Genomic DNA, 20,943 nt, shown 5'->3' on the forward strand with positions numbered 1-20,943 from the left:
GATCAGTCCTCGCCGAGTGCGGCGCGACGGGCGGCGTTCTGCCGGTCGAGCTGACCGCCCTTGACGAAGCAGAAGACCCACAACGCCAGGAACACCAGGCCCACCACGACCATGAAGGGCTCGATGAACCCGGTGGCGAGGATGGCCGCCTGCAGCAGCCACCCGAACCATACACCGGCCCGGGAACCCGTCATCCGGGACGCGAGGGCGAGCACGACGATCGCCGCGAGTCCCCCGCCGAACGCGAGTCCGGCCGGCAGGGTGTGCTTGCCGTAGACGACGAGCATCGGGAAGAAGAACATGATCGCCTCGAGCACGAGCGTGATCGACAGCAGGCTCTCGCGGGCTCCGCGGTCGCGACGCGGTCGGCGGGTGCGGGGTGGCCGGGAGGCCTCGCCGGCGTCCGTCACTTCGTCCCGCCTTCCCGGTGGACCAGGTCCATGACCGCACCGACCATGACGATCGAGCCGGCGACCAGGACCATCGCGTCCTCGGCGTCGGCGTCGTCGGCCAGGTCACGGGCCTCCTGCAGGGCACCAGCGAGCGAGGGCTCGACGACGACCCGGTCGTTGCCGACCTCGTCGACGACGACCCGGGCGAACTCGTCCGCGTCCAGGGCGCGCTCCCCCGGCGGCTGCGTCACGACGAAGGTCGCGACGGTGTCCTTCAACGCCCGGACGAACCCGCGGGCGTCCTTGTCGCGGAGGATCCCGACGACGCCGACGACGTGCCCGGACGGGAACGCCACCGGGAGCGCATCGGCGAGTGCCTTCGCCCCGTGCGGGTTGTGCGCGGCGTCGACCACGACGGTCGGTCCGGTCGCGATCGGCTGGAGGCGCCCGGGGCTCGTGGCGTTGGCCAGCCCCTCGCTGAGGACGTCCTCGTCGAGCGCCTGACTCCCCCGCCCGAGGAACGACTCGACCGCAGCGATCGCCACCGCCGCGTTGTGTGCCTGGTGAGCACCGAACAGCGGGACGAACAGGTCGTCGTACGTGCCGGCGATGCCCTGCACGCTGACGAGCTGCCCGCCGACGGCCGGGGTGTCGCTCGTCACGCGGAAGCCGGCACCCTCGACCGCGAGGGTCGACTCGGTGAGTTCGGCCGCGCGCTCGAGCTCCGCGAGGGCCTCTGCGGTCTGCGCGCTCGTGACCACCGACGACGACGGCTTCACGATGCCGGACTTCGTGCGGGCGATCTCGGCGACGGTGCTGCCGAGCTGCTTCGCGTGGTCGATGGCGATCGGGGTGAAGACCTGCACCTGGCTCTGTACGACGTTGGTGGAGTCCCACTCGCCGCCCATGCCGACCTCGATCACGGCGACGTCGACGGGCGCCTCGGCGAAGCACGCGAGCGCCAGCACGGTCAGCGCCTCGAAGAACGTCAGCGGCTGCTCGCCCTTCGCGGTGAGCTCGGCGTCGGTCATCTCGAGGATGGGGGTGATGTCGTCCCAGTTCTCGACGAACCGGTCGGCGGCGATGGGCTCGCCGTCGATGACGATGCGCTCCCGGATCGACACCAGGTGCGGGCTCGTCATGAGACCGGTCCGGAGCCCGTGGGCGCGGACGATGCTCTCGGTCATCCGAGCGGTCGACGTCTTGCCGTTCGTCCCGGTGATGTGGATGACCGGGTACGCCAGGTGCGGGTCGCCGAGGAGCTCGACGGCACGTCGGGTGGCGGTCAGACGCCGTTCGGGTGCCTGCTCCCCGATCCGGGCCGTGAGCGCCGCCTCGACCCGGCGGACCTCGTCGTCGTCCCCGCCGTAGGGCAGCTCCTCGCCGGGAGCGGTGTCGCCCGCCGGGCCGACGGGGATCTCGATGCCGTCCGCGTCCTCGGCGGGGATGTCGTACTCGTTGCTGTCACTCATGCGCGCTGGACCTCCACGGTCACCTTCGCTCCGTCGCCGACCGCGACGGTGTCCTCGTCCTGACCGAACACCGTCGGCACGACCTGCACTCCACCGGCGAGGGTCTCGTTCGCGATGAGCGTCTCGTGCACGCCGATCGCCGCTGCTGCCGCCTCGTCCGCTCGGAGTGTCAGGACGATGCGGTCACTGACGTCCAGACCGGCGTCACGACGAGCCTGCTGCACGGCGCGCACGACGTCGCGGGCGATGCCCTCGGCCTCGAGCTCCGGCGTGGTGACGGTGTCGAGGACGACGAACCCGCCGCCGTCGAGGAACGCCACGGCCTTCGACGTGTCGGCCACGGTGAGGTCGAGCGTGAACTCGCCCTCGACGAGGTCGATGCCGCCGACGGTCACACCGGTCTCGGTCGCGGTCCAGTCGCCCTTCTTGGCGGCCGGGATCACCTGCTGCACGGCCTTGCCGATGCGGGGGCCGGCCGCGCGGGCGTTGACGGTGAGCTTCCGCTCGATGCCGTACTGCGCCAGAGACTCCTCGGCCTGCTGCTCGAGCACGACCCGCTTCACGTTGAGCTCGTCGCGGAGGATGTCCGAGAACGGCTCGACGGCGGCGGTGTCCGGCACGACGAGGGTCAGCGTGGCGAGGGGCAGGCGGACGCGCTTGCCGGTCGCCTTGCGGAGCGCGAGACCCTTCGACGCGACGTCCCGCACCCGGTCCATCGCGGCGACGAGGGCGTCGTCAGCGGGGAACTCGTCGGCCGACGGCCAGTCCGTCAGGTGCACGCTGCGGTCACCGGTCAGGCCCTTCCAGACCTCCTCGGTGACGAGCGGTGCCAGCGGCGCCGCCACCCGGGCGAGCGTCTCGAGGACCGTGAACAGCGTGTCGAACGCGGCACGGGCCTCCGCGGAGGTCTCGGCGCCGGCCCAGAACTTGTCCCGCGAGCGTCGGACGTACCAGTTCGTGAGCACGTCGGCGAAGTCGCGGATCGCCTGCGCGGCCAGCGGGGTGTCGAGCGCGTCGAGGTGCGTCGTGACGTCGGCGACGAGCACCCGGGTCTTCGCGAGCAGGTACCGGTCGAGCACGTCGGTGCTCGCGGTGCTGCGGCTCGCCTGGTACCCCGACTCCCCCGACGCGTTGGCGTAGAGCGTGAAGAAGTAGTACGTCGACCACAGCGGCAGGAGGAACTCGCGGACGCCCTGGCGGATCCCCTCCTCGGTGACGACGAGGTTGCCGCCGCGGATCACCGACGACGACATGAGGAACCAGCGCATCGCGTCGGCACCGTCGCGGTCGAACACCTCGGACACGTCCGGGTAGTTCCGCAGCGACTTCGACATCTTCTGCCCGTCGGAGCCGAGGACGATGCCGTGGCTGACCACGTTCGTGAACGCCGGGCGGTCGAACAGCGCGGTCGACAGCGCGTGCATGACGTAGAACCAGCCGCGGGTCTGCCCGATGTACTCGACGATGAAGTCCGCCGGGCTGTGGGTGTCGAACCACTCCCGGTTCTCGAACGGGTAGTGCACCTGCGCGTACGGCATCGACCCGGAGTCGAACCAGACGTCGAACACGTCGGTGATCCGGCGCATGGTCGACTTCCCGGTGGGGTCGTCCGGGTTCGGTCGGGTCAGTTCGTCGATGAACGGGCGGTGCAGGTCGACCTCTCCCTCGGCGTTCCGGGGCAGGCGACCGAAGTCACGCTCGATCTCCTCGAGCGAGCCGTAGACGTCCTGACGCGGGTGCTCGGGGTCGTCGGAGACCCACACCGGGATCGGCGTGCCGAAGTACCGGTTGCGCGAGACGGACCAGTCGATGGCGTTGCCGACCCACTTGCCGAACTGGCCGTCCTTGACGTTGTCCGGCACCCAGGTGATGTCCTGGTTGAGCTCGCCCATGCGGTCACGGAACTCGGTGACGCGGACGAACCACGACGAGACCGCCTTGTAGATGAGCGGCTTGCGGCAGCGCCAGCAGTGCGGGTAGCTGTGCTCGTAGGACGCCTGGCGGAGGAGCCGGCCGGCGTCGCGGACGGCCTTGGTCAGCGGCTTGTTCGCGTCCGACCAGAGCATGCCTGCGACCTCGCCGAACTGCGAGGTGAACAGGCCGCCCTCGTCGAGGGAGAGCACCACGGGGATGCCCGCGGCGGCACAGACCTCTTGGTCGTCGGCGCCGTAGGCGGGAGCCTGGTGCACGATGCCGGTGCCCTCGCCGGTCTCGACGTACTCGGCGACGAGGATCTTCCAGCCGTTCTCCATGCCCTCGGTCTCCGACAGAAAGTCGAACAGGCGCTCGTAGGTGACGCCGTCGAGCTCCCGGCCCTCGACCGTCCGGGTGACGGCGGCGACGGCCTCCTCGGCCGAGGCGTAGCCGAGGTCCTTCGCGTGCGCGGCGACCGTGTCGGACGCGAGCAGGTACCGGGCCGAGCCTGCGGCGCCACCGTCAGCCGCGCCTCCCGGCCCGGCCGGCAGGACCGCGTACGCGATCGCCGGACCGACCGCGAGCGCGGCGTTCGTCGGGAGCGTCCACGGGGTCGTCGTCCAGGCGAGGGCGCGGACGCCCTCGAGCCCGAGCTCCGCGGCCCGCGCACCGGTCAGCGGGAACGCGACCGTGACGGACTGGTCCTGGCGCGTCTTGTAGACGTCGTCGTCCATGCGGAGCTCGTGGTTCGACAGCGGGGTCTGGTCGTTCCAGCAGTACGGCAGGACCCGGAAGCCCTCGTACGCCAAGCCCTTGTCCCACAGCGTCTTCCACGCCCAGAGGACGCTCTCCATGTACGTGACGTCGAGCGTCTTGTAGTCGTCCTCGAAGTCGACCCAGCGCGCCTGGCGGGTCACGTACTGCTGCCACTCGTCGGTGTACTGCAGCACGGACTGCTTCGCGGCCGCGTTGAAGACGTCGATGCCCATGGCGTCGATCTCGTGCTTCTCGGTGATGCCGAGCTGCCGCATCGCCTCGAGCTCGGCGGGCAGGCCGTGCGTGTCCCAGCCGAAGCGGCGGTGCACCTGCTTGCCGCGCATGGTCTGGTAGCGCGGGAAGACGTCCTTCGCGTACCCGGTCAGCAGGTGCCCGTAGTGCGGCAGGCCGTTGGCGAACGGCGGGCCGTCGTAGAACGTCCACTCGTCGCAGCCCTCGCGCTGGGCGATGGAGGCACGGAAGGTGTCGTCGCCCTTCCAGAAGGCGAGGATGCCGTCCTCGACCGCGGGGAAGGACGGGGACGGGGTCACGCCGTCGGAGTCGGAGTTCAGCGGGTACCGCACGGGAGGCTCCTGGAGGTCGGTGGAACTGGACCACGAGGACGGAGCCTGCGCTCCGCGGTACCACCTCGCTTGCCACGGACCGGCGCGACGCCTGCTCGTGACCACTCTGCGTCGGGGTGATGTCGGTCCCGAACCCGCCCGGTTCTAGTGACGGCCCCCGTCGGGAGCCGCGTTCTTCCGGGAGGCTCCCCGGTGATGGCCGGATCGATGCCTGTGGGTCCGACTCTACCGGACGGGAGCATGCTGGAGCGATGCCCTCGTCGTCCTCCCCCGAGGCTCCGGAGACCACTCCGGACGCTTCGTCCTCACAGCAGAAGCCCGAGTCGCTGCTCACCGTCCTCATCGCCTTCGGGGCGAACCTCCTCGTCGCGATCGCGAAGTCGGTCGCCGCCCTCGTGTCCGGCTCGGCGTCGATGGTCGCCGAGGCCGCGCACTCGTGGGCCGACACCGGGAACGAGGTCTTCCTGCTCGTCGCGGAACGACGGGGTGCCCGGAAGCGCGACGCGAGACACCCGCTCGGCTACGGCCGCGAGACGTACATCTGGTCGATGTTCGCCGCGTTCGGGCTCTTCACCGCGGGCGCGATCGTCTCCATCACCCACGGCATCGGCGAGCTCGGGGACACCGGCCCGGCCGAGGACGTCACGCTGAACTACATCGTGCTCGGCGTCTCGTTCCTGCTCGAGGGCACGAGCTTCCTGCAGGCGTACCGACAGGCGCGCGGCGCCGCGACGAAGCGCCGGGTCCCGGTGCTCCGCCACGTGCTGCAGTCGTCGAACCCGACGCTCCGAGCCGTCTTCGCCGAGGACGCGGCCGCCCTCATCGGCCTGGTCATCGCGTTCCTCGGGGTCTTCCTGCACCAGGTCACCGGGCTCGCCGTGTTCGACGCGATCGGGTCCATCGCCGTCGGGCTGCTGCTCGGGGTCGTCGCGATCGTCCTCATCGACCGCAACCGCCGGTTCCTGCTCGGCGAGAGCACGTCCCCGGAGCTCGAGAACGCCGTGCTCGTCGAGTTGCTCGCCCGAGAGCAGGTGGAAAGCGTGAGCTACCTGCACCTCGAGTTCGTCGGACCGTCCGGCGTCTACCTCGTCGCCGCGGTCGACCTCGTCGGCAACGACACCGAGGAGCACGTGGCCGGTCGGCTCCGCCGGATCGAGGACTCGCTGGAGCAGAGCCAGTACGTCGAGGAGGCGGTGCTCACGCTGTCCGTGCCGGGCGCACCGGTGCTGCGGCCGACCAGCGACGACATCCCCGACGTGGTGCGAGACGGCACCGTCGAGGACGTCGCATCGGGCGGCGCCGGCACGCTCCGCGCCTGACCCCGGGACGCTCAGCAGTCGTCGTTCGTGAACTCCAGGTCGACGGTCTGGTCGGAGCCGGTGAAGACGTACGAGTACCGCATCGCGATGTCCTCCTCGAGGATGTCGCGGGTCGCGTCCGTCGAGCAGAGGTTCGACAGCACCGAGTCGCGGATCGTCCGTTCGGAGACGGCAGCCGGGTCAGCGTCCACGCGGTAGCGGTAGTGGATCGCCTCGTCCTCGGCCTCGACCCCGGTCCACGTCGTGATCTCGTCGACCTGCCGCGGGAACGTGGTCTGCTCGGAGATCTTCGCGACGCCCTCGTCGACGAGCTCCTGCTTCGAGGGACCGCCGAACGAGGCGAAGCCCCACCGCACCAGCGCGGCGGCGATGACGAACGCGAGGATGCCCGCGATGGTGACCAGCGCACGGCGACCCCGGGACTGCTGCGGGGGCTGGGTCCCGAACGCGGCGGCACCGCCGGGCTGCGCGACCGGAGCGCCCTGACCCGGCCAGGGCTGCTGCGCGCTGCCCGGGTACTGCTGCTGCCCGGGCACCTGCGGCGCCGGGGTCGCCGGGTCCTGCGGGGCCCCGGTGCGCGCGTCCCGCCCGCCGGTCCACTGCGGTGCCAGGGGCACCTGGCCCTGGTCGGCCGGGAGGCCCTGCCCACGGTCCGACAGACCGTCCGGCCCTCCGGTGTGGTCCGGTTCCGGACCCGGTCCGGACGACGACGGCTGCTGATCGGGTGTGTCGGACACGGGTCCCCCTGATGTCGGTGGCCGTCCCCCTCGGACGGCGCACCCAGAACCTACCAGCGGACCGGTGCCACCAGACCGGGGCCGTCAGCGTGCGTCGAGCCCCGCGACCACGGGCGTCAGCGCGGCGGCGACGTACTCGACGAGCGGACGTCGAGCGACCCCGTCCGACACCCAGACACCGAACGCCGCAGCGGCGGCACCGAGCATCGCCCCCGCGACGGTCTGCGGCCAGAGCGATCCCACGTGTTCCCCGGTCCGACCGGCGACGAAGGACGCGACCGCCTGGTGCTGCGCGGTCACCCGGGTGGCGACGCTCGCGACGAGTCCGTCCCCGACGTCCATGACCTCGGCCTGCGCGATCGCCCACGGCACGCGCTCCGGGTCGTGCGCCCGGGCGGCGGCGAGCAGAGCCTCCTCGACGGCACGGACGGTGCTCGACTCGGTCGAGGACGCCAGGTGCTGCGGCAGGTCGGCGACGGCTGCGTCGAGGTCGAGCCACATGACGTCGGACTTGGCGGTGAAGTAGTTGAAGAAGGTGGCCCGACTGACGCCGGCACGGGCGGCGATCTGGTCGACCGTGGTCCGTCCGTAGCCCTGCTCGAGGAAGAGCTCGGCGGCGGCGTCCGCGAGCACCTCGGCGCTCGAGCGGCGCGGTCGCCCGCCGCGGCGGATCGGTTCGTCCATGCCCCCAGTAAAGCGCTAGACTCTGTCAGCCATGATCTTGGACCCAGTACAGAAAAGCCCGGCGCTGCGGCGCATCGTGACCGGTGTCGCCGGCACGGCCACGATCCTCCTGGCCGTCACCGCCTGCTCCGGCGCCGGTGCGCCCGGGGACAGCAGCACGCCCGTCAGCGGCGGGACGCTCACCTACGCGTCCGGCGACGCCGAGCCGACCTGCCTGGACCCGCACGTCGGCGGCAACTACCCGCAGGCGCTGCTGGCGACGCAGTACATCGAGGAACTCGTCGGTCTCGACGACGGTCGCCCCACCCCCGAGCTCGCCACGGAGTGGACGACGAGCGACGACGGGAAGACCCTCACGTTCACGCTCCGCGACGACGTCACCTTCACCGACGGCACCCCCTTCGACGCGTCGGCCGTGGTCGCGAACATCGAGCACGTGCAGGACCCGGCAACCGCCTCGAGCACCGGGTACCTCGCCCTGCAGTCGATCGAGAAGGCGACCGCCACCGACGACCACACGGTGACGCTGTCCCTCAGCCGCCCCGATGCCGCACTGCTCGAGTCGTTCTCGCAGCCGTGGGTCGGCATGGAGTCACCGAAGGCCCTCGAGCGGGAGCAGGCGACGAACTGCGAGTCACCCGTCGGCACCGGCCCCTTCGCCGTCACCGGCTGGAAGCACGGCGACCGCGTCACGCTCGAGCGGAACACGGCGTACACCCCGCTCGACGAGTCGACCACGAAGCCGCGCCTGGACGGGCTCACCTGGCGCTTCCTGCCCGACTCGACCTCGCGCTACGCGGCCCTGCAGTCCGGGCAGGTGGACGTCATCGACAACGCCCAGCCCGACCAGCTCAAGGCCGCCTCGGCGAAGGGCAGCATCCGCGACCTCGACGCTCCCCGCCCGGGTGCGTCGAACCGTCTCGAGCTGAACTCGGGCCACGGCGTCTTCCGCGACGAGTCCGTTCGCGAGGCGTTCATCGCGGCGGCCGAGATCGATCCGGGCCTGCAGTCGCTCTTCCTCGGCACCGCGAAGCGCTCGTACTCGGTGCTGTCGAGCGTCGAGCCGACGTCGTACTCGGACGAGTCGTTGTTCGCGTACGACCCGGCCGAGGCGAAGCGTCTGCTCGACGAGGCCGGCTGGAAGACGAACAGCGACGGCGTCCGCGAGAAGGACGGGAAGACCCTGACCGTCACGTTCCCGGTGTCGACGAACCAGTCCGTCCCCGCCGAGCGCAGCCTGTTCCAGCAGATCCAGGCGTCCGAGGCGGAGGTCGGCATCGAGGTCCGACTGCAGGAACTCGACCTGTCGAGCTGGTACGCGGCACTCGCGAAGAACCAGTACGACGTCGTGAGTGCTCCGTACACGAAGGTCGGCCCGGACGTCCTCCGCATCCTGTACGACTCCGCTTCGATCACCCCGGCACCGTCGGGCTACTTCGCGAACCTCGCGCAGCTCGACGACCCGGCGCTCGACGAGCTGCTCGAGAAGGCGTCGCAGACGTCGGACGCGAGCGAGCGTGCGGACCTGGTCGAGCAGGCGCAGCGGACGATCCTCGAGAGCCGGACCGTCCTGCCGCTCTACGACCAGCAGAACCACTTCCTGTACCGCTCGGCCGTGCAGGGCATCTCGACCACGTCGGTCTCCACGCCGTGGTTCGGGACGGCGTGGGTCGCGCGCTGATCTCCTTGCGTCGCATCTGGGCCTCCGCCGCCGGTCCCCGGCGGACGCGCCAGCGGCCGACGGGCCGTGCCGGTGGGGAGCGGCCCGGCGCCCGTCCGGTACGCCGCCCCACCCGCGCGGGGTGGGTGCGTTGGACGGTGCGGCGGGTCCTCGGCGGCGTCGGGGTGCTCTGGGCGGTCGCCACGATCGTGTTCGTCGCGATCCGTCTCATCCCCGGCGACCCGGCCCTCGCGATCCTCGGCGGACCGGGGTCGCAGGCGTCGGCCGAGGCGGTGGCGCAGGTGCGGTCCGAGTACGGGCTCGACCAGCCCGTCCTCGTGCAGTACCTGGTGTTCCTCGGTCGTCTGGCGACGGGTCAGCTCGGGGACTCGTACGCCTTCCGGACGCCGGTGTCGACGCTCCTCGCGCAGGAGTTGCCCGTCACGCTGACCCTCGCGGTCGCCGGGCTCGCGGTCGCCTGGCTGCTGGCGGTCGTGGCCGCGTGGTGGTCGACGCAACGAGGCCGCACGGCAGCGCTGCTGACCACCGGCCTGGCCGTCACCGCCAGCGTGATGCCGCACTTCTGGCTCGGCAGCGTGCTCATCGTGGTGTTCGCCAGCTCCTTGGGGTGGGTGCCCGCCGTGAGCGACGGCACGCTGCGCGGCTGGGTCCTGCCCGTGCTCGTCGTCGCGGTGCCGGTTGCCGGGTACCTGGCTGAGACGATCCGCGACGGTGTGGTGGACGCGCAACGGTCTGCCTTCGCGCTGGCTGCCAGGGGTCGTGGCGAGTCCCGCGCCGGTCTGTTCGGACGCCATCTGCTCCGGCACGCCGCGCTCCCCGGGATCGCCCTGTCCGCCTGGGCCTTCGGGTCGCTCGTGTCCGGGGCCGTCGTCGTCGAGTCGGTGTTCGCGCTCCCCGGGATCGGCCGGGCACTCGTGACCGCGGTGACCCAGCGGGACATGCCGCTCGTCGCAGGGATCGCACTCGTGTCGGCGGCGGCGTACGTCGTCGTGCTCGCCGTGGCCGACCTCGTCGAGCGCGCGGTCGACCCGCGCGGTGGCGAACCGGAGGCACGGTGAGCGGCATCGTCGACCCGGGCCTCCCGTCCGGCACCGGAACGGCCGACGCCCGTCCCGGCACCGACCCCGACGGCAGGTCTGGCGGCACGCCGACCGAGCCGTCCGAGACGTCCGGCGCGCGCGCCGGACGCCGGTCCGAGCGATTCCGTGGGGGGACGCTCGGGCCGGCAGGCACCATCGCGGCGGCCGTGGTGGCGGTCGCGGTGGTCGCCGCCCTGTGGCCGGCGCTGCTCGGCGGCGCGCACCCGCTGGCGGTCTCCCCGGCCGAGGCCCTCCTGCCACCCGGCGCCGGTCATCCGTTCGGCACCGACGAGTCCGGACGTGACGTCCTGGCGCGGGTGGTCGCCGGGACCCGCGCGTCGCTCCTGGTCGGCGTCGTCGCCACGCTCGTCGGCGGCGGGACCGGCGTGCTGCTCGGCGTGCTGGCCGGGCTCGGCGGACGGGTGGTCGACGCAGTGGTCGGCCGGGTGACCGAGGTCGCCTTCGCGCTGCCGCTGCTGCTCGTCGCGCTCGTCGTCATCGCGGTGACGGGTCCCGGTCCGGTGCCGGCCATGCTCGCCGTCGGGTTCGCGACCGCACCCGGGTACGCCCGGATCGTGCGGGGGCTGGTCCGGACCGCCCGGGCGTCGCAGGTGGTCGAGACCGCCGTGCTCCTCGGCCGCTCCCCCACCTCGATCGTGTTCCGCCACGTGTTGCCCGCCGCCCTCTGGCCGATCGTCGCCGTCGGCACGCTCGGCATCGGTCAGGCCGTCGTGTGGGCGTCCGCGCTGAGTTACCTCGGCGTCGGGACCCCGCCGCCCGCGCCGGAGTGGGGTGCGATGCTCGCCGACGGCCGCACCTACCTGCAGACCGCCCCGTGGATGAGCACCTTCCCCGGACTCGCGATCGTCGTGCTGGCGACCGCGGTGACCGTCCTCGGGCGGGCGCTTCGCCGGCGTGGGAGCGCACGATGAGCGGTGCCGGGGTCGACGCACCCGTCCTCGACGTCTCGGGGCTCACCGCGACCGTCGGCACGACGGCACTCGTCGAGGACGTCGACCTCCACGTCGCCCCGGGCGAGCTGGTCGCCCTGGTCGGCACCTCCGGTTCCGGAAAGTCCGTCACCGTCCGGGCTGCGCTCGGGCTCTCCGCGGACGGTGTCCGCATCGACGCCTCCCGGATGACGCTCGTCGGCCGCGACGTCCGAGCCCTGTCGGAACGGCGGTGGCGCGACCTCCGGGGGCGCCACGTCGGCTACGTCGGCCAGGAGGCCCTCGGCGCTCTGGACCCCCTCCGTCCCGTCGGGCGGGAGGTCGCGGACGCACTCCGGCTGCACACCGACCTGACCGCTCGGGAGCGCATCGACGCCGTCCGGGCGGCCCTCGAGGCCGTCGGCCTGGACCCCGCGCTCGCCACCGACGGCCGTACGGCCGGGACGCTCTCCGGCGGGATGCGGCAACGTGCGCTCATCGCCGCGGCCACGATCGCGGACCCAGGACTGCTGGTCGCCGACGAACCGACCACGGCGCTCGACGCCGGCATCGCCCTCACCGTGATGGAGCAGCTCCGCGCGGCACAACTGCGTGGCACCGGGGTGCTCGTCGTGACGCACGACCTCGGGCTCGTCGCGGGTTGGGCCGACCGGGTCGTCGTGATGCACGGCGGCCGGGTCGTCGAGGAGGGGCGGACCGCCGACGTGCTCGGTTCGCCGCGGCACGAGGCGACGCGGGCACTCGTCCGCGCGGCGCGGGCGGCCGACCGCCCCCTGCGCAGCGGTCCGACCGCCGGCGTCCACGGTGCCGGTGTCCACGGTGCGGACGTCCGCGGTGCCGACGTCCGGGCCGCAGGCGTCGTGACCGCTGACGCCGCAGCTGCCGGCCGCCCCGTCGATCCCCCCGTGCTCGCGGCGCAGGCGCTCCACCGCACCTACGCCGGGGTCCCGGCGGTCCGCGAGGTGTCGCTCCGGGTCGTCCGCGGTCGGGTGCTCGGCGTCGTCGGGGCCTCGGGTTCCGGCAAGACGACCGTGGCGCGGATGCTCCTCGGACTCGAGACGCCCGACGACGGCACGGTCACCCTCGACGGAGAACCCTGGGCGCCGCTGCCCGAACGCGACCGCCGTGCTCGTCGACCGCGGATCGCCGCGGTCGTGCAGGACCCGGGCGCGACGTTCGACGAGCGGTGGGACGTCGACCGGGTCCTCGCGGACGCACTCACCGGCGGCCGCGCCCGACGCGCGACCGGCACCCTCGGCGACCGGGTGGCGACTGCGCTCCGGCAGGTCGGGCTCGACCCCGCGCTCCGGCGTCGCTCTCCCCGCACCCTGTCCGGCGGGCAGCGGCAGCGCCTCGCGATCGCCCGGGCCCTCGCGACCGAGCCCGAGGTGATGGTGCTCGACGAGCCGGTCACCGCCCTCGACGCGACCGTGCAGGACGCCGTGCTCACGCTGCTCGAACGGCTCCGGGACGAGACCGGTGTCGCGATGGTGTTCGTGTCGCACGACCTCCGGGCCGTCCGCCGGCTGGCCGACGACGTGCTCGTCGTGCACGACGGCACTGTCGTCGAGTCCGGTCCCGCCGACGAGGTCCTCGCCCGTCCGACCCATCCGGTCACCGAGCGACTCGTCCGCGCCGCCGAACGGCTCACCGCCGGGCCGGCCCGGTCCGCCTGACCCGAGCAGCGGAGGCCCGCCCTGCGGACGCAGGGCGGGCCTCCAGGGCGCGTGGCCGGGTCGTCAGGAACCGGCGGGTGCCTGCTCCTGGCGCGATCCCGGGGCGCTGCCGTCCTCGGGGATGACCGGGAACTGGCTCGTCGAGAAGTCCTTCGCCCAGTCGGACTGCGCGAGCTCCGAGGTCGGGTCGTTGTAGTCCGCGATGACGTCGGCGACCTCGTCCTCGTGGGCGACCGTCGGGCCGGAGCCCATGAGCGGTGAGCTCGCGGTCTCCTTCGTGAAGTACACGGCGACCAGGCCGATCAGGGCAGCGAGCATGAGGTAGAACGCCGGGATGTCCTCGGCCCAGCCGAAACCGGCGTCCTTCGCGCCGGCGATGAGCGCCTGCGTCGCGAGCGGCGTCGTGCCACCGAAGAGGGAGACCGACACGTTGAACGCGATCGCCAGCGCGCCGTAGCGGATGATCGTCGGGAACAGCGCCGGGAGCGTCGACGGCATGGTCGACGTGAACGTCACGAGCACCAGGCCGAGGATGAGCAGGCCGGCGAAGACGCCGGGGCCGGTGCCGGTCTGCACGAGCTTGAGCGCCGGCCAGGACAGCAGGATGAACCCGATGCAGCCCGCGGCGAGCACGGGGCGACGACCGAACCGGTCCGACAGCCGTCCGCCGAACGTGATGACGACCATCATGAGGATCATCACGATCACGATGAGGATGAGGCCGAACGTGGCGTTCTGCCCGAGGTTCGTCTCGAGGTAGGTCGGCATGTACGACAGGAGCATGTAGTCGGTCACGTTGAAGACCAGGACGAGGCCGATGCAGACGATGAGCGAGCGCCAGTTCTCGGCGAAGAGCTTGAGGAACGGGGTCTTCTGCGACTCGCGCTCGGCCGCCTGCTCCTGCTGCTTCTGGAACGCCGGGGTCTCCTCCAGCTTGAGCCGCAGGTAGAGCCCGATCAGGCCGAGCGGTCCGGCGACGATGAACGGGATGCGCCAGCCCCAGCTGAGCAGGGCGTCCTCCGGCATCGTGTACTGCAGGATCGTCACGATCGACGCGCCGAGCACGTAGCCGGCGAGCGTGCCGAACTCGAGCCAGGAGCCCATGAAACCGCGGCGCTTGTCGGGCGAGTACTCCGCGATGAAGGTCGCCGCACCGCCGTACTCACCGCCGGTCGAGAAGCCCTGCACGAAGCGGGCGACGAGCAGCAGCACCGGAGCCCAGAAGCCGATCGTGTCGTAGGACGGGATCAGGCCGATCATGAGCGTGCCCGCGGCCATCAGGATCATCGTCAGCGCGAGGACCTTCTGCCTGCCGATCTTGTCGCCGATCGGGCCGAACACCGCGCCGCCGATCGGACGGACGATGAACGCGGCGGCGAAGAAGCCGAACGTGGCCACGAGGTTCGAGGTCGGGTCGCCCGCCGGCAGGAACACCTTCGAGATGGTGACCGTCAGGTAGGCGAAGATGCCGAAGTCGAACCACTCCATGGCGTTGCCGAGGGCCGCTGCGGCGACGGCACGCTTGAGCAGCGACTCCTCGACGACGGTGACGTCGTCCTCGGTGAGCTTCCGCCGGGCGCGCTTGGCGGCGGCCTTCGTCCGCACCGGGCGGTCCCCGTGCGGCTGCTTCGGTGTGTCGTTGGCTGGCAAGTCGTTCCTCCGGTGTGCTGTGCGTCCTTCGGGCATCCGACGAGACGGCGACACTGGCGACCCGCGAACCGCGCTCGCCGGACAAACCCCGGAAGCCTAGCAGGCGGGCTCGTGGCGGCGGGGTGACCGCTACGCTGGAGGGACCCCGTCGAGCGCGGGGACACTCAGGCACCTCATCACGGACTCGGTGCCGCACATACGAACGGAAGGCGCAGCCATGACCAAGCCCATGCCCGACAAGCCATCGGTGGACGGACTCGAGCAGGTCTGGGGACCGCAGTGGGAGCAGGACGGCACCTACCGGTTCGACCGCGCCGCCGCGGGTGACCGCTCCGCCGTCTTCTCGATCGACACCCCGCCGCCGACCGCCTCCGGCTCGCTGCACATCGGGCACGTGTTCTCGTACACACACACCGACCTCAAGGCCCGGTACGAGCGCATGCGCGGCAAGCACGTGTTCTACCCGATGGGCTGGGACGACAACGGTCTCCCCACCGAGCGTCGCGTGCAGAACTACTACGGCGTCCGCTGCGACCCGTCGCTCCCCTACGACCCCGACTTCACGCCGCCGTTCGAGGGCGGCGACGGCAAGTCGAGCAAGGCCGCCGACCAGTTGCCGATCTCCCGTCGCAACTTCATCGAGCTGTGCGACCAGCTGACCGTCCAGGACGAGCAGCAGTTCGAGGAGCTCTTCCGCACCCTCGGGCTCTCCGTCGACTGGACGCAGTCGTACCGCACGATCGACGCGACCTCCCGCGCCAGTGCCCAGCGCGCCTTCCTCCGCAACCTCGAGCGCGGCGAGGCGTACCAGGCCGACGCCCCGACCCTGTGGGACGTGACCTTCCGCACCGCGGTCGCGCAGGCCGAGCTCGAAGACAAGGAGATGCCGGGCGCGTACCACGGCCTCGCCTTCCACAAGTCCGACGGCAGCGGTGACGTCGTCATCCAGACCACCCGCCCCGAGCTCCTGCCGGCCTGTGTCGCCCTCGTGGCCCACCCGGACGACGAGCGGTTCCAGGACCTGTTCGGCACGACGGTCCGCTCCCCTCTGTTCGACGTCGAGGTCCCGGTGCTCGCGCACCACCTCGCGCAGAAAGACAAGGGTGCTGGCATCGCCATGATCTGCACGTTCGGTGACACCACCGACGTCGTGTGGTGGCGCGAGCTGCAGCTGCCGAACCGCTCGGTGATCGGCTTCGACGGCCGCATCCGCTCGGAGGAGCCGGCGTGGATCGAGTCCGCCGAGGGCCGCGCGCTCTACGCCGAGATGGCCGGCAAGACGGTCTTCTCCGCCAAGAAGGTCGTCGTGGACGCCCTCACCGAGTCCGGCGAGCTCGTCGGCGACGTGAAGACCATCAACCACCCGGTGAAGTTCTTCGAGAAGGGCGACAAGCCGCTCGAGATCGTCTCCACCCGCCAGTGGTACATCGTCAACGGCGCCCGTGACGAGCAGCTCAAGCAGACCCTGCTCGAGCGAGGGAACCAGATCGCGTTCCACCCCGACTTCATGAAGGTCCGGTACGAGAACTGGGTCGGCGGTCTGTCCGGCGACTGGCTCATCTCGCGCCAGCGCTTCTTCGGCGTGCCGATCCCGGTCTGGTACCCGCTCGACGCCGACGGCAACCCGGTCTTCGACCAGCCGATCGTCCCGACCGAGGCGCAGCTGCCCGTCGACCCGTCGTCCGACCCGGCCCCGGGGTACGACGAGTCGCAGCGCGGCGTCGCCGGTGGGTTCCAGGGCGAACTCGACGTGATGGACACCTGGGCGACCTCGTCCCTCACCCCGCAGCTCGCCGGCAAGTGGGAGACCGACCCGGAGCTCTACGGCCTGGTGTACCCGTACGACGTCCGCCCGCAGGCGCAGGACATCATCCGGACGTGGCTGTTCACGACCGTGCTCCGCAGCCAGCTCGAAGCGGACGTGGTGCCGTGGACGAACGCCTCGATCTCCGGCTTCATCGTCGACCCCGACCGCAAGAAGATGTCGAAGTCGAAGGGCAACGTCGTCACGCCGCTGTCGATCCTCGAGCAGCACGGTGCCGACGCGGTCCGGTACTGGGCGGCCTCGTCGAAGCTCGGGACGGACGCGGCGTTCGACCCGCAGAACCCGAAGCAGATCAAGGTCGGCCGTCGTCTGGCGATCAAGGTCCTCAACGCGGCGAAGTTCGTCTACGGCTTCGAGCTCCCCACCGGCGCCCACCAGGTGACGGAGGCGCTCGACGTCGACATGCTCGCCGCGCTCGGCACCGTCGTCGACCAGGCCACGGCCGCGTTCGACGCCTACGACCACGCCCGTGCACTGGAGATCACCGAGCGGTTCTTCTGGACCTTCTGCGACGACTACCTCGAGCTCGTCAAGGAGCGCGCCTACGGCACCGCTCCCGACGCGAGCCACGAGACGCAGGCGAGCGCTGTCCTCGCGCTCCGCGGCGCGATCGACGTCCTGCTCCGCCTGCTCGCGCCGTTCCTCCCGTACGCGACGGAGGAGGTGTGGGCCTGGACCCACGAGACCAGCGTGCACCGGGCCTCCTGGCCGACGCGCGCCGACCTGCCGGTCGACCAGGCCGAGACGGGGCTGCTCGCCGCCGTCGGACAGGCACTCATCGGCATCCGTGGCGCGAAGACCGCGGCGAAGGCGTCCCAGAAGACGCCCGTCACCCGGGCCGTCGTGCAGGCGCCCGCGGGGGTGCGCGAGCTCGTCGAGCGTGCCGCCGTCGACCTGGCGGCCGTGGGCCGGATCCAGGACCTGTCGTTCATCGACGGTGACGAGTTCGCCGTCACCGAGATCGAGCTGGCGGAACAGCCCTCCGCCTAGTCGGACCGCCCGGGCCTGAACCCGACGCCGGACGCCCCGTTACCGTGGAGACACGGGCGGGGCGTCCGTCGTCCCGACGGACTCCGCCGTGGACACGAACCCGCCGACACGGGCTGGAGGCACGGATGCAGTTGGGTACGAGATGGAACGTCGGTGCGGAACCACCCGCGCGACTGCCCGAGACGATGGTCGTCGCCGTCCGGCGGGTCGAGGACGAGTTGGCCGCGGAGTCGGTCGACGCCTCGACGTGGCGCTGGACGTTGACGTTCCTGGAGGGCAAGCCGATGGTCGAGCTGGACGACGGGACGTCGATCCACCTCGACCCGCTCGGCCACGCGCAGGTGACCGACCCGGACGACGCGGGGTCCGAGGACTGACCACGGACCACCGGTGGGCGCGCGGCTGCCGGACGTTGCACGGTCCGGCAAGGTCCGTAAGCGCCGGACCGCGTCCGCCGTCCGGCGCAGTCGGCGGTGTGGCGCGCGAGTACGATCGAGAACGCACGTTCCCGGACCACCAGGGGCCCGGCGGACGGACGAGCGGACGGGGAGACGGATGACGACGACCACGGTCGAGTCGGAGACGGCATCGCGGATCCTCGACGCCGCCGACGCCCTGTTCTACGCGCGCGGCATCCAGGCGGTCGGCATGGACGAGATCCGTTCGGCCGCCGGTGTCTCCCTGAAGAAGCTCTACGCCGCGTTCCCCGGCAAGGAGCAGCTCGTCGCCGCCGTGCTCGCCGGACGCCACGCGGTCTGGGAGCACGGCATCCGAGCCGCCGTCGACGCGGCCGACGGCCCCCGCGCGCAGTTGCTCGCCGTGTACGACTTCCTCGAGTCCTGGTTCGGGGACGACACGTTCCGCGGCTGCGGCTTCATCAACGCCTTCGGTGAGCTCGGCGCGACCTCCCCGGCCATCGCCGAGATCGCCCGCGAGCACAAGGACTCCTTCCAGCGTTTCGTCGCCGGGATCACCGCACGGGCCGTGGCCGACACCGGCCGTGCCGAGGAACTCGCAGCGCAGCTCGCCCTGCTCGCCGAGGGGGCGCAGACCACGGCGGCGATCGCGGGGACGACCGAGGCAGCCGTGCACGCCCGACGTGCGGCGGCGGTGCTCATCGACGCAGCGGCCCGCTGAGGACGCCGGCCCGCTCCGCGCCCCACCCGGTCGTCGCCCGCGTCGCTAGGTTGGGGCGATGGACACTCCGTTCGACGAACCGAGCACACTCCCCTACGCCCTCCCGCCGTTCGACGACGTCCGGACCGAGCACTACCGGCCGGCCTTCGACGCCGGCATGGCCGAGCACCGGGCCGAGGTCGAGGCGATCGCCACCGACCCGCACCCGCCGACGTTCGAGAACACCCTCGTGGCCCTGGAACGGTCGGGGCAGCTGCTCCAGCGCGTCGAGATGGTCTTCTCCACCGTCACCTCGGCCGACTCCACGGACGAACTCCGTGACCTCGAGGCCGAACTCTCCCCGCTCCTCGCCGCCCACCGGGACGCGATCGTCCTGGACGCCCGGCTGTTCGCCCGGGTCCGTGCCGTGCACGACGACCTCGACGGCGTCGAGGGGCTGTCGGACGAGGACCGACGCTTGGTCGCCCGCACCCTCACCGAGATGACCCTGGCCGGTGCCGGACTCGACGGCGCCGGCAAGGAGCGTCTCACCGCGATCAACCAGGAGCTGTCGTCACTGACGACGACGTTCGAACGGAACCTGCTCGAGGACACGAACGACGCCGCCGTGCACGTCACCGACGAGGCCGGACTCGCCGGGCTCGACGACGGGGCGAAGTCCGCCGCTGCCGGTGCCGCCGCCGACCGGGGCCTGGACGGCTGGCTCGTCACGCTGCCGCTGTACACCGGCCACCCGTGGCTCGCCTCGCTCACGGACCGGGGGCTCCGGCAGCGGATCATGGAGGCGTCGATCTCCCGCGCGCGTCGGGGCAACGCGTTCGACAACCGTGACGTCCTGCTGCGGATCGTGCGCCTCCGTGCCGAACGAGCCGAGCTGCTCGGATTCCGTGACCACGCCTCGGTCGTCACCGCGGACGAGACCGCCGGCGACCCGGACGCGGTCGCCGGGCTGCTGTCGTCGCTCGTCACGGCGGCCACCGCGAACGCGCGGGACGAACGGGCCGTCCGCTCCCGCACCGTCGGCTTCGAGGTCGAGTCGTGGGACTGGGCGTACGCCACCGAGGTCCTGCGCGGGGAGCAGTTCGCCGCCGACGGCGGAGCGCTCCGCCCCTACCTGGAGGCCGACCGGGTCCTCACCGACGGGGTCTTCCACGCGGCGTCGGCCCTGTACGGGCTCCGCTTCGCCGAGCGTCCCGACCTGCGCGGCTACAACGACGACGTCCGGGTCTTCGAGGTCACCGACGAGCAGGACGGGCCCGTGGGGCTGTACCTGCTCGACCTGTACACGCGGGACGGCAAGCGCGGCGGGGCGTGGATGAACCCCGTGGTGGAGCAGTCGTACCTGCTCGGCACGCTCCCCGTCGTCGTGAACAACCTCAACGTGCCGAAGCCCGCGCCCGGTTCCGCCACGCTCCTGACGCAGGACGAGGTGGAGACGCTGTTCCACGAGTTCGGACACGCGTTGCACGGGCTCATCGCACGGACGACCTACCCGCGCTTCTCCGGCACGAACGTGGAGCGGGACTTCGTGGAGTTCCCGTCCCAGGTGAACGAGATGTGGGTCACCTGGCCCTCTGTGCTCGCGAACTACGCCAAGCACCACGAGACGGGCGAACCGATGCCGCCCGAGCTCGTCCTCGGGCTGAGCGACTCCGAGGGCTTCAACGAGGGGTTCGGCACGACCGAGTACCTCGCCGCCGCGCTCCTCGACCAGGCCTGGCACCGGCTGACCGCCGCCGAGGCCGCAGCGGTCACCGACGTCGAGGCGTTCGAACGCCAGGCCCTGGCCGCGGCCGGCATCGACGCTCCGGCCGTCCCGCCCCGCTACTCGTCGACGTACTTCGCACACACGTTCTCCGGTGGGTACGACGCCGGGTACTACGGGTACATCTGGAGCGAGGTGCTCGACGCGGACACCGTGGAGTGGTTCCGCGAGCACGGCGGGCTGTCGCGCGAGGCCGGGGAACGCTTCGCACGCCTGCTGCTCGGCGTCGGTGGGGCGAAGGACCCGCTCGAGGCCTACCGCGAGTTCCGGGGCCGCGACGCCGAGGTCGGGCCGCTGCTGCGCCGTCGCGGGCTCGAGTAGCCCGCGCGGCC

15 protein-coding genes are annotated in these 20,943 nt (G+C 71.7%); 9 read left to right on the forward strand and 6 right to left on the reverse strand.

Translation table 11 applies throughout. From position 1 onward, the window contains the following. Positions 1 to 2 precede the first annotated feature (2 nt). The 3 genes from DEI83_RS07710 to ileS are packed head-to-tail and all read right to left on the reverse strand — an operon-like array spanning position 3 to position 5,118. Positions 3 to 410 (reverse strand): DUF4233 domain-containing protein, encoded by a 408-nt coding sequence (locus DEI83_RS07710; RefSeq protein WP_111081212.1) that lies wholly within the window; start codon positions 408 to 410, stop codon positions 3 to 5. Next, positions 407 to 1,864: a folylpolyglutamate synthase/dihydrofolate synthase family protein gene (locus DEI83_RS07715; RefSeq protein ID WP_111081214.1), complete on the reverse strand. Its 1,458-nt coding sequence runs from the start codon at positions 1,862 to 1,864 to the stop codon at positions 407 to 409. Before DEI83_RS07715 ends, DEI83_RS07710 begins: the two co-directional genes overlap by 4 nt. Then, positions 1,861 to 5,118, reverse strand: coding sequence for an isoleucine--tRNA ligase (ileS, locus tag DEI83_RS07720; RefSeq protein WP_111081216.1), 3,258 nt, complete (start codon positions 5,116 to 5,118; stop codon positions 1,861 to 1,863). The genes DEI83_RS07715 and ileS overlap by 4 nt, the downstream gene beginning before the upstream one ends. A gap of 251 nt (positions 5,119 to 5,369) precedes the next feature. On the opposite strand from ileS, the gene DEI83_RS07725 reads away from it, so the two are divergent. Next, positions 5,370 to 6,437 carry a cation diffusion facilitator family transporter gene (locus DEI83_RS07725; RefSeq protein WP_111081218.1) on the forward strand — a complete coding sequence of 356 codons (1,068 nt, stop codon included), beginning with the start codon at positions 5,370 to 5,372 and terminating at the stop codon, positions 6,435 to 6,437. Between the two features lie 11 nt (positions 6,438 to 6,448). On the opposite strand, the gene DEI83_RS07730 is transcribed toward DEI83_RS07725, so the two are convergent. After that, positions 6,449 to 7,174: a hypothetical protein gene (locus DEI83_RS07730; protein ID WP_111081220.1), complete on the reverse strand. Its 726-nt coding sequence runs from the start codon at positions 7,172 to 7,174 to the stop codon at positions 6,449 to 6,451. Between the two features lie 84 nt (positions 7,175 to 7,258). Continuing rightward, positions 7,259 to 7,858, reverse strand: coding sequence for a TetR/AcrR family transcriptional regulator (locus tag DEI83_RS07735; protein WP_111081222.1), 600 nt, complete (start codon positions 7,856 to 7,858; stop codon positions 7,259 to 7,261). A 31-nt stretch (positions 7,859 to 7,889) separates the two neighbouring features. On the opposite strand from DEI83_RS07735, the gene DEI83_RS07740 reads away from it, so the two are divergent. From DEI83_RS07740 to DEI83_RS07755, 4 genes are all read left to right on the forward strand, one after another. Then, entirely contained in the window at positions 7,890 to 9,539 is a 1,650-nt protein-coding gene (locus tag DEI83_RS07740) for an ABC transporter substrate-binding protein (RefSeq protein ID WP_111081224.1), read from the forward strand. A gap of 137 nt (positions 9,540 to 9,676) precedes the next feature. Further along, positions 9,677 to 10,597 (forward strand): ABC transporter permease, encoded by a 921-nt coding sequence (locus DEI83_RS07745; protein ID WP_258371103.1) that lies wholly within the window; start codon positions 9,677 to 9,679, stop codon positions 10,595 to 10,597. Continuing rightward, positions 10,594 to 11,550 (forward strand): ABC transporter permease, encoded by a 957-nt coding sequence (locus tag DEI83_RS07750; RefSeq protein ID WP_258371104.1) that lies wholly within the window; start codon positions 10,594 to 10,596, stop codon positions 11,548 to 11,550. The genes DEI83_RS07745 and DEI83_RS07750 overlap by 4 nt, the downstream gene beginning before the upstream one ends. Beyond that, a complete protein-coding gene (locus tag DEI83_RS07755; protein ID WP_111081226.1) occupies positions 11,547 to 13,244 on the forward strand; it encodes an ABC transporter ATP-binding protein in 1,698 nt (565 codons plus the stop codon). The genes DEI83_RS07750 and DEI83_RS07755 overlap by 4 nt, the downstream gene beginning before the upstream one ends. 63 nt (positions 13,245 to 13,307) lie before the next feature. On the opposite strand, the gene proP is transcribed toward DEI83_RS07755, so the two are convergent. Continuing rightward, positions 13,308 to 14,894, reverse strand: coding sequence for a glycine betaine/L-proline transporter ProP (proP, locus tag DEI83_RS07760; RefSeq protein ID WP_258371105.1), 1,587 nt, complete (start codon positions 14,892 to 14,894; stop codon positions 13,308 to 13,310). Between the two features lie 217 nt (positions 14,895 to 15,111). Here proP and valS point away from each other — a divergent pair, with 217 nt between their 5' ends. The 4 genes from valS to DEI83_RS07780 all read left to right on the forward strand — a co-directional run bounded on the left by valS (position 15,112) and on the right by DEI83_RS07780 (position 20,932). Next, the gene (gene valS, locus DEI83_RS07765; RefSeq protein WP_258371106.1) at positions 15,112 to 17,709 is read left to right on the forward strand and encodes a valine--tRNA ligase; all 2,598 of its coding nucleotides are present in this window, start codon (positions 15,112 to 15,114) and stop codon (positions 17,707 to 17,709) included. 125 nt (positions 17,710 to 17,834) lie between these two features. Beyond that, complete coding sequence (locus DEI83_RS07770; protein ID WP_111081230.1) at positions 17,835 to 18,086, forward strand: hypothetical protein; 252 nt, start codon at positions 17,835 to 17,837, stop codon at positions 18,084 to 18,086. Between the two features lie 178 nt (positions 18,087 to 18,264). Then, positions 18,265 to 18,846, forward strand: a complete 582-nt coding sequence (locus DEI83_RS07775) for a TetR/AcrR family transcriptional regulator (protein ID WP_111081232.1) — start codon at positions 18,265 to 18,267, stop codon at positions 18,844 to 18,846. 58 nt (positions 18,847 to 18,904) lie between these two features. After that, complete coding sequence (locus tag DEI83_RS07780) at positions 18,905 to 20,932, forward strand: M3 family metallopeptidase (protein ID WP_111081234.1); 2,028 nt, start codon at positions 18,905 to 18,907, stop codon at positions 20,930 to 20,932. The last annotated feature ends 11 nt before the right edge of the window (positions 20,933 to 20,943 follow it).

Origin of the sequence: Curtobacterium sp. MCBD17_021, from assembly GCF_003234525.1 — a bacterium.
Classification (GTDB): domain Bacteria; phylum Actinomycetota; class Actinomycetes; order Actinomycetales; family Microbacteriaceae; genus Curtobacterium.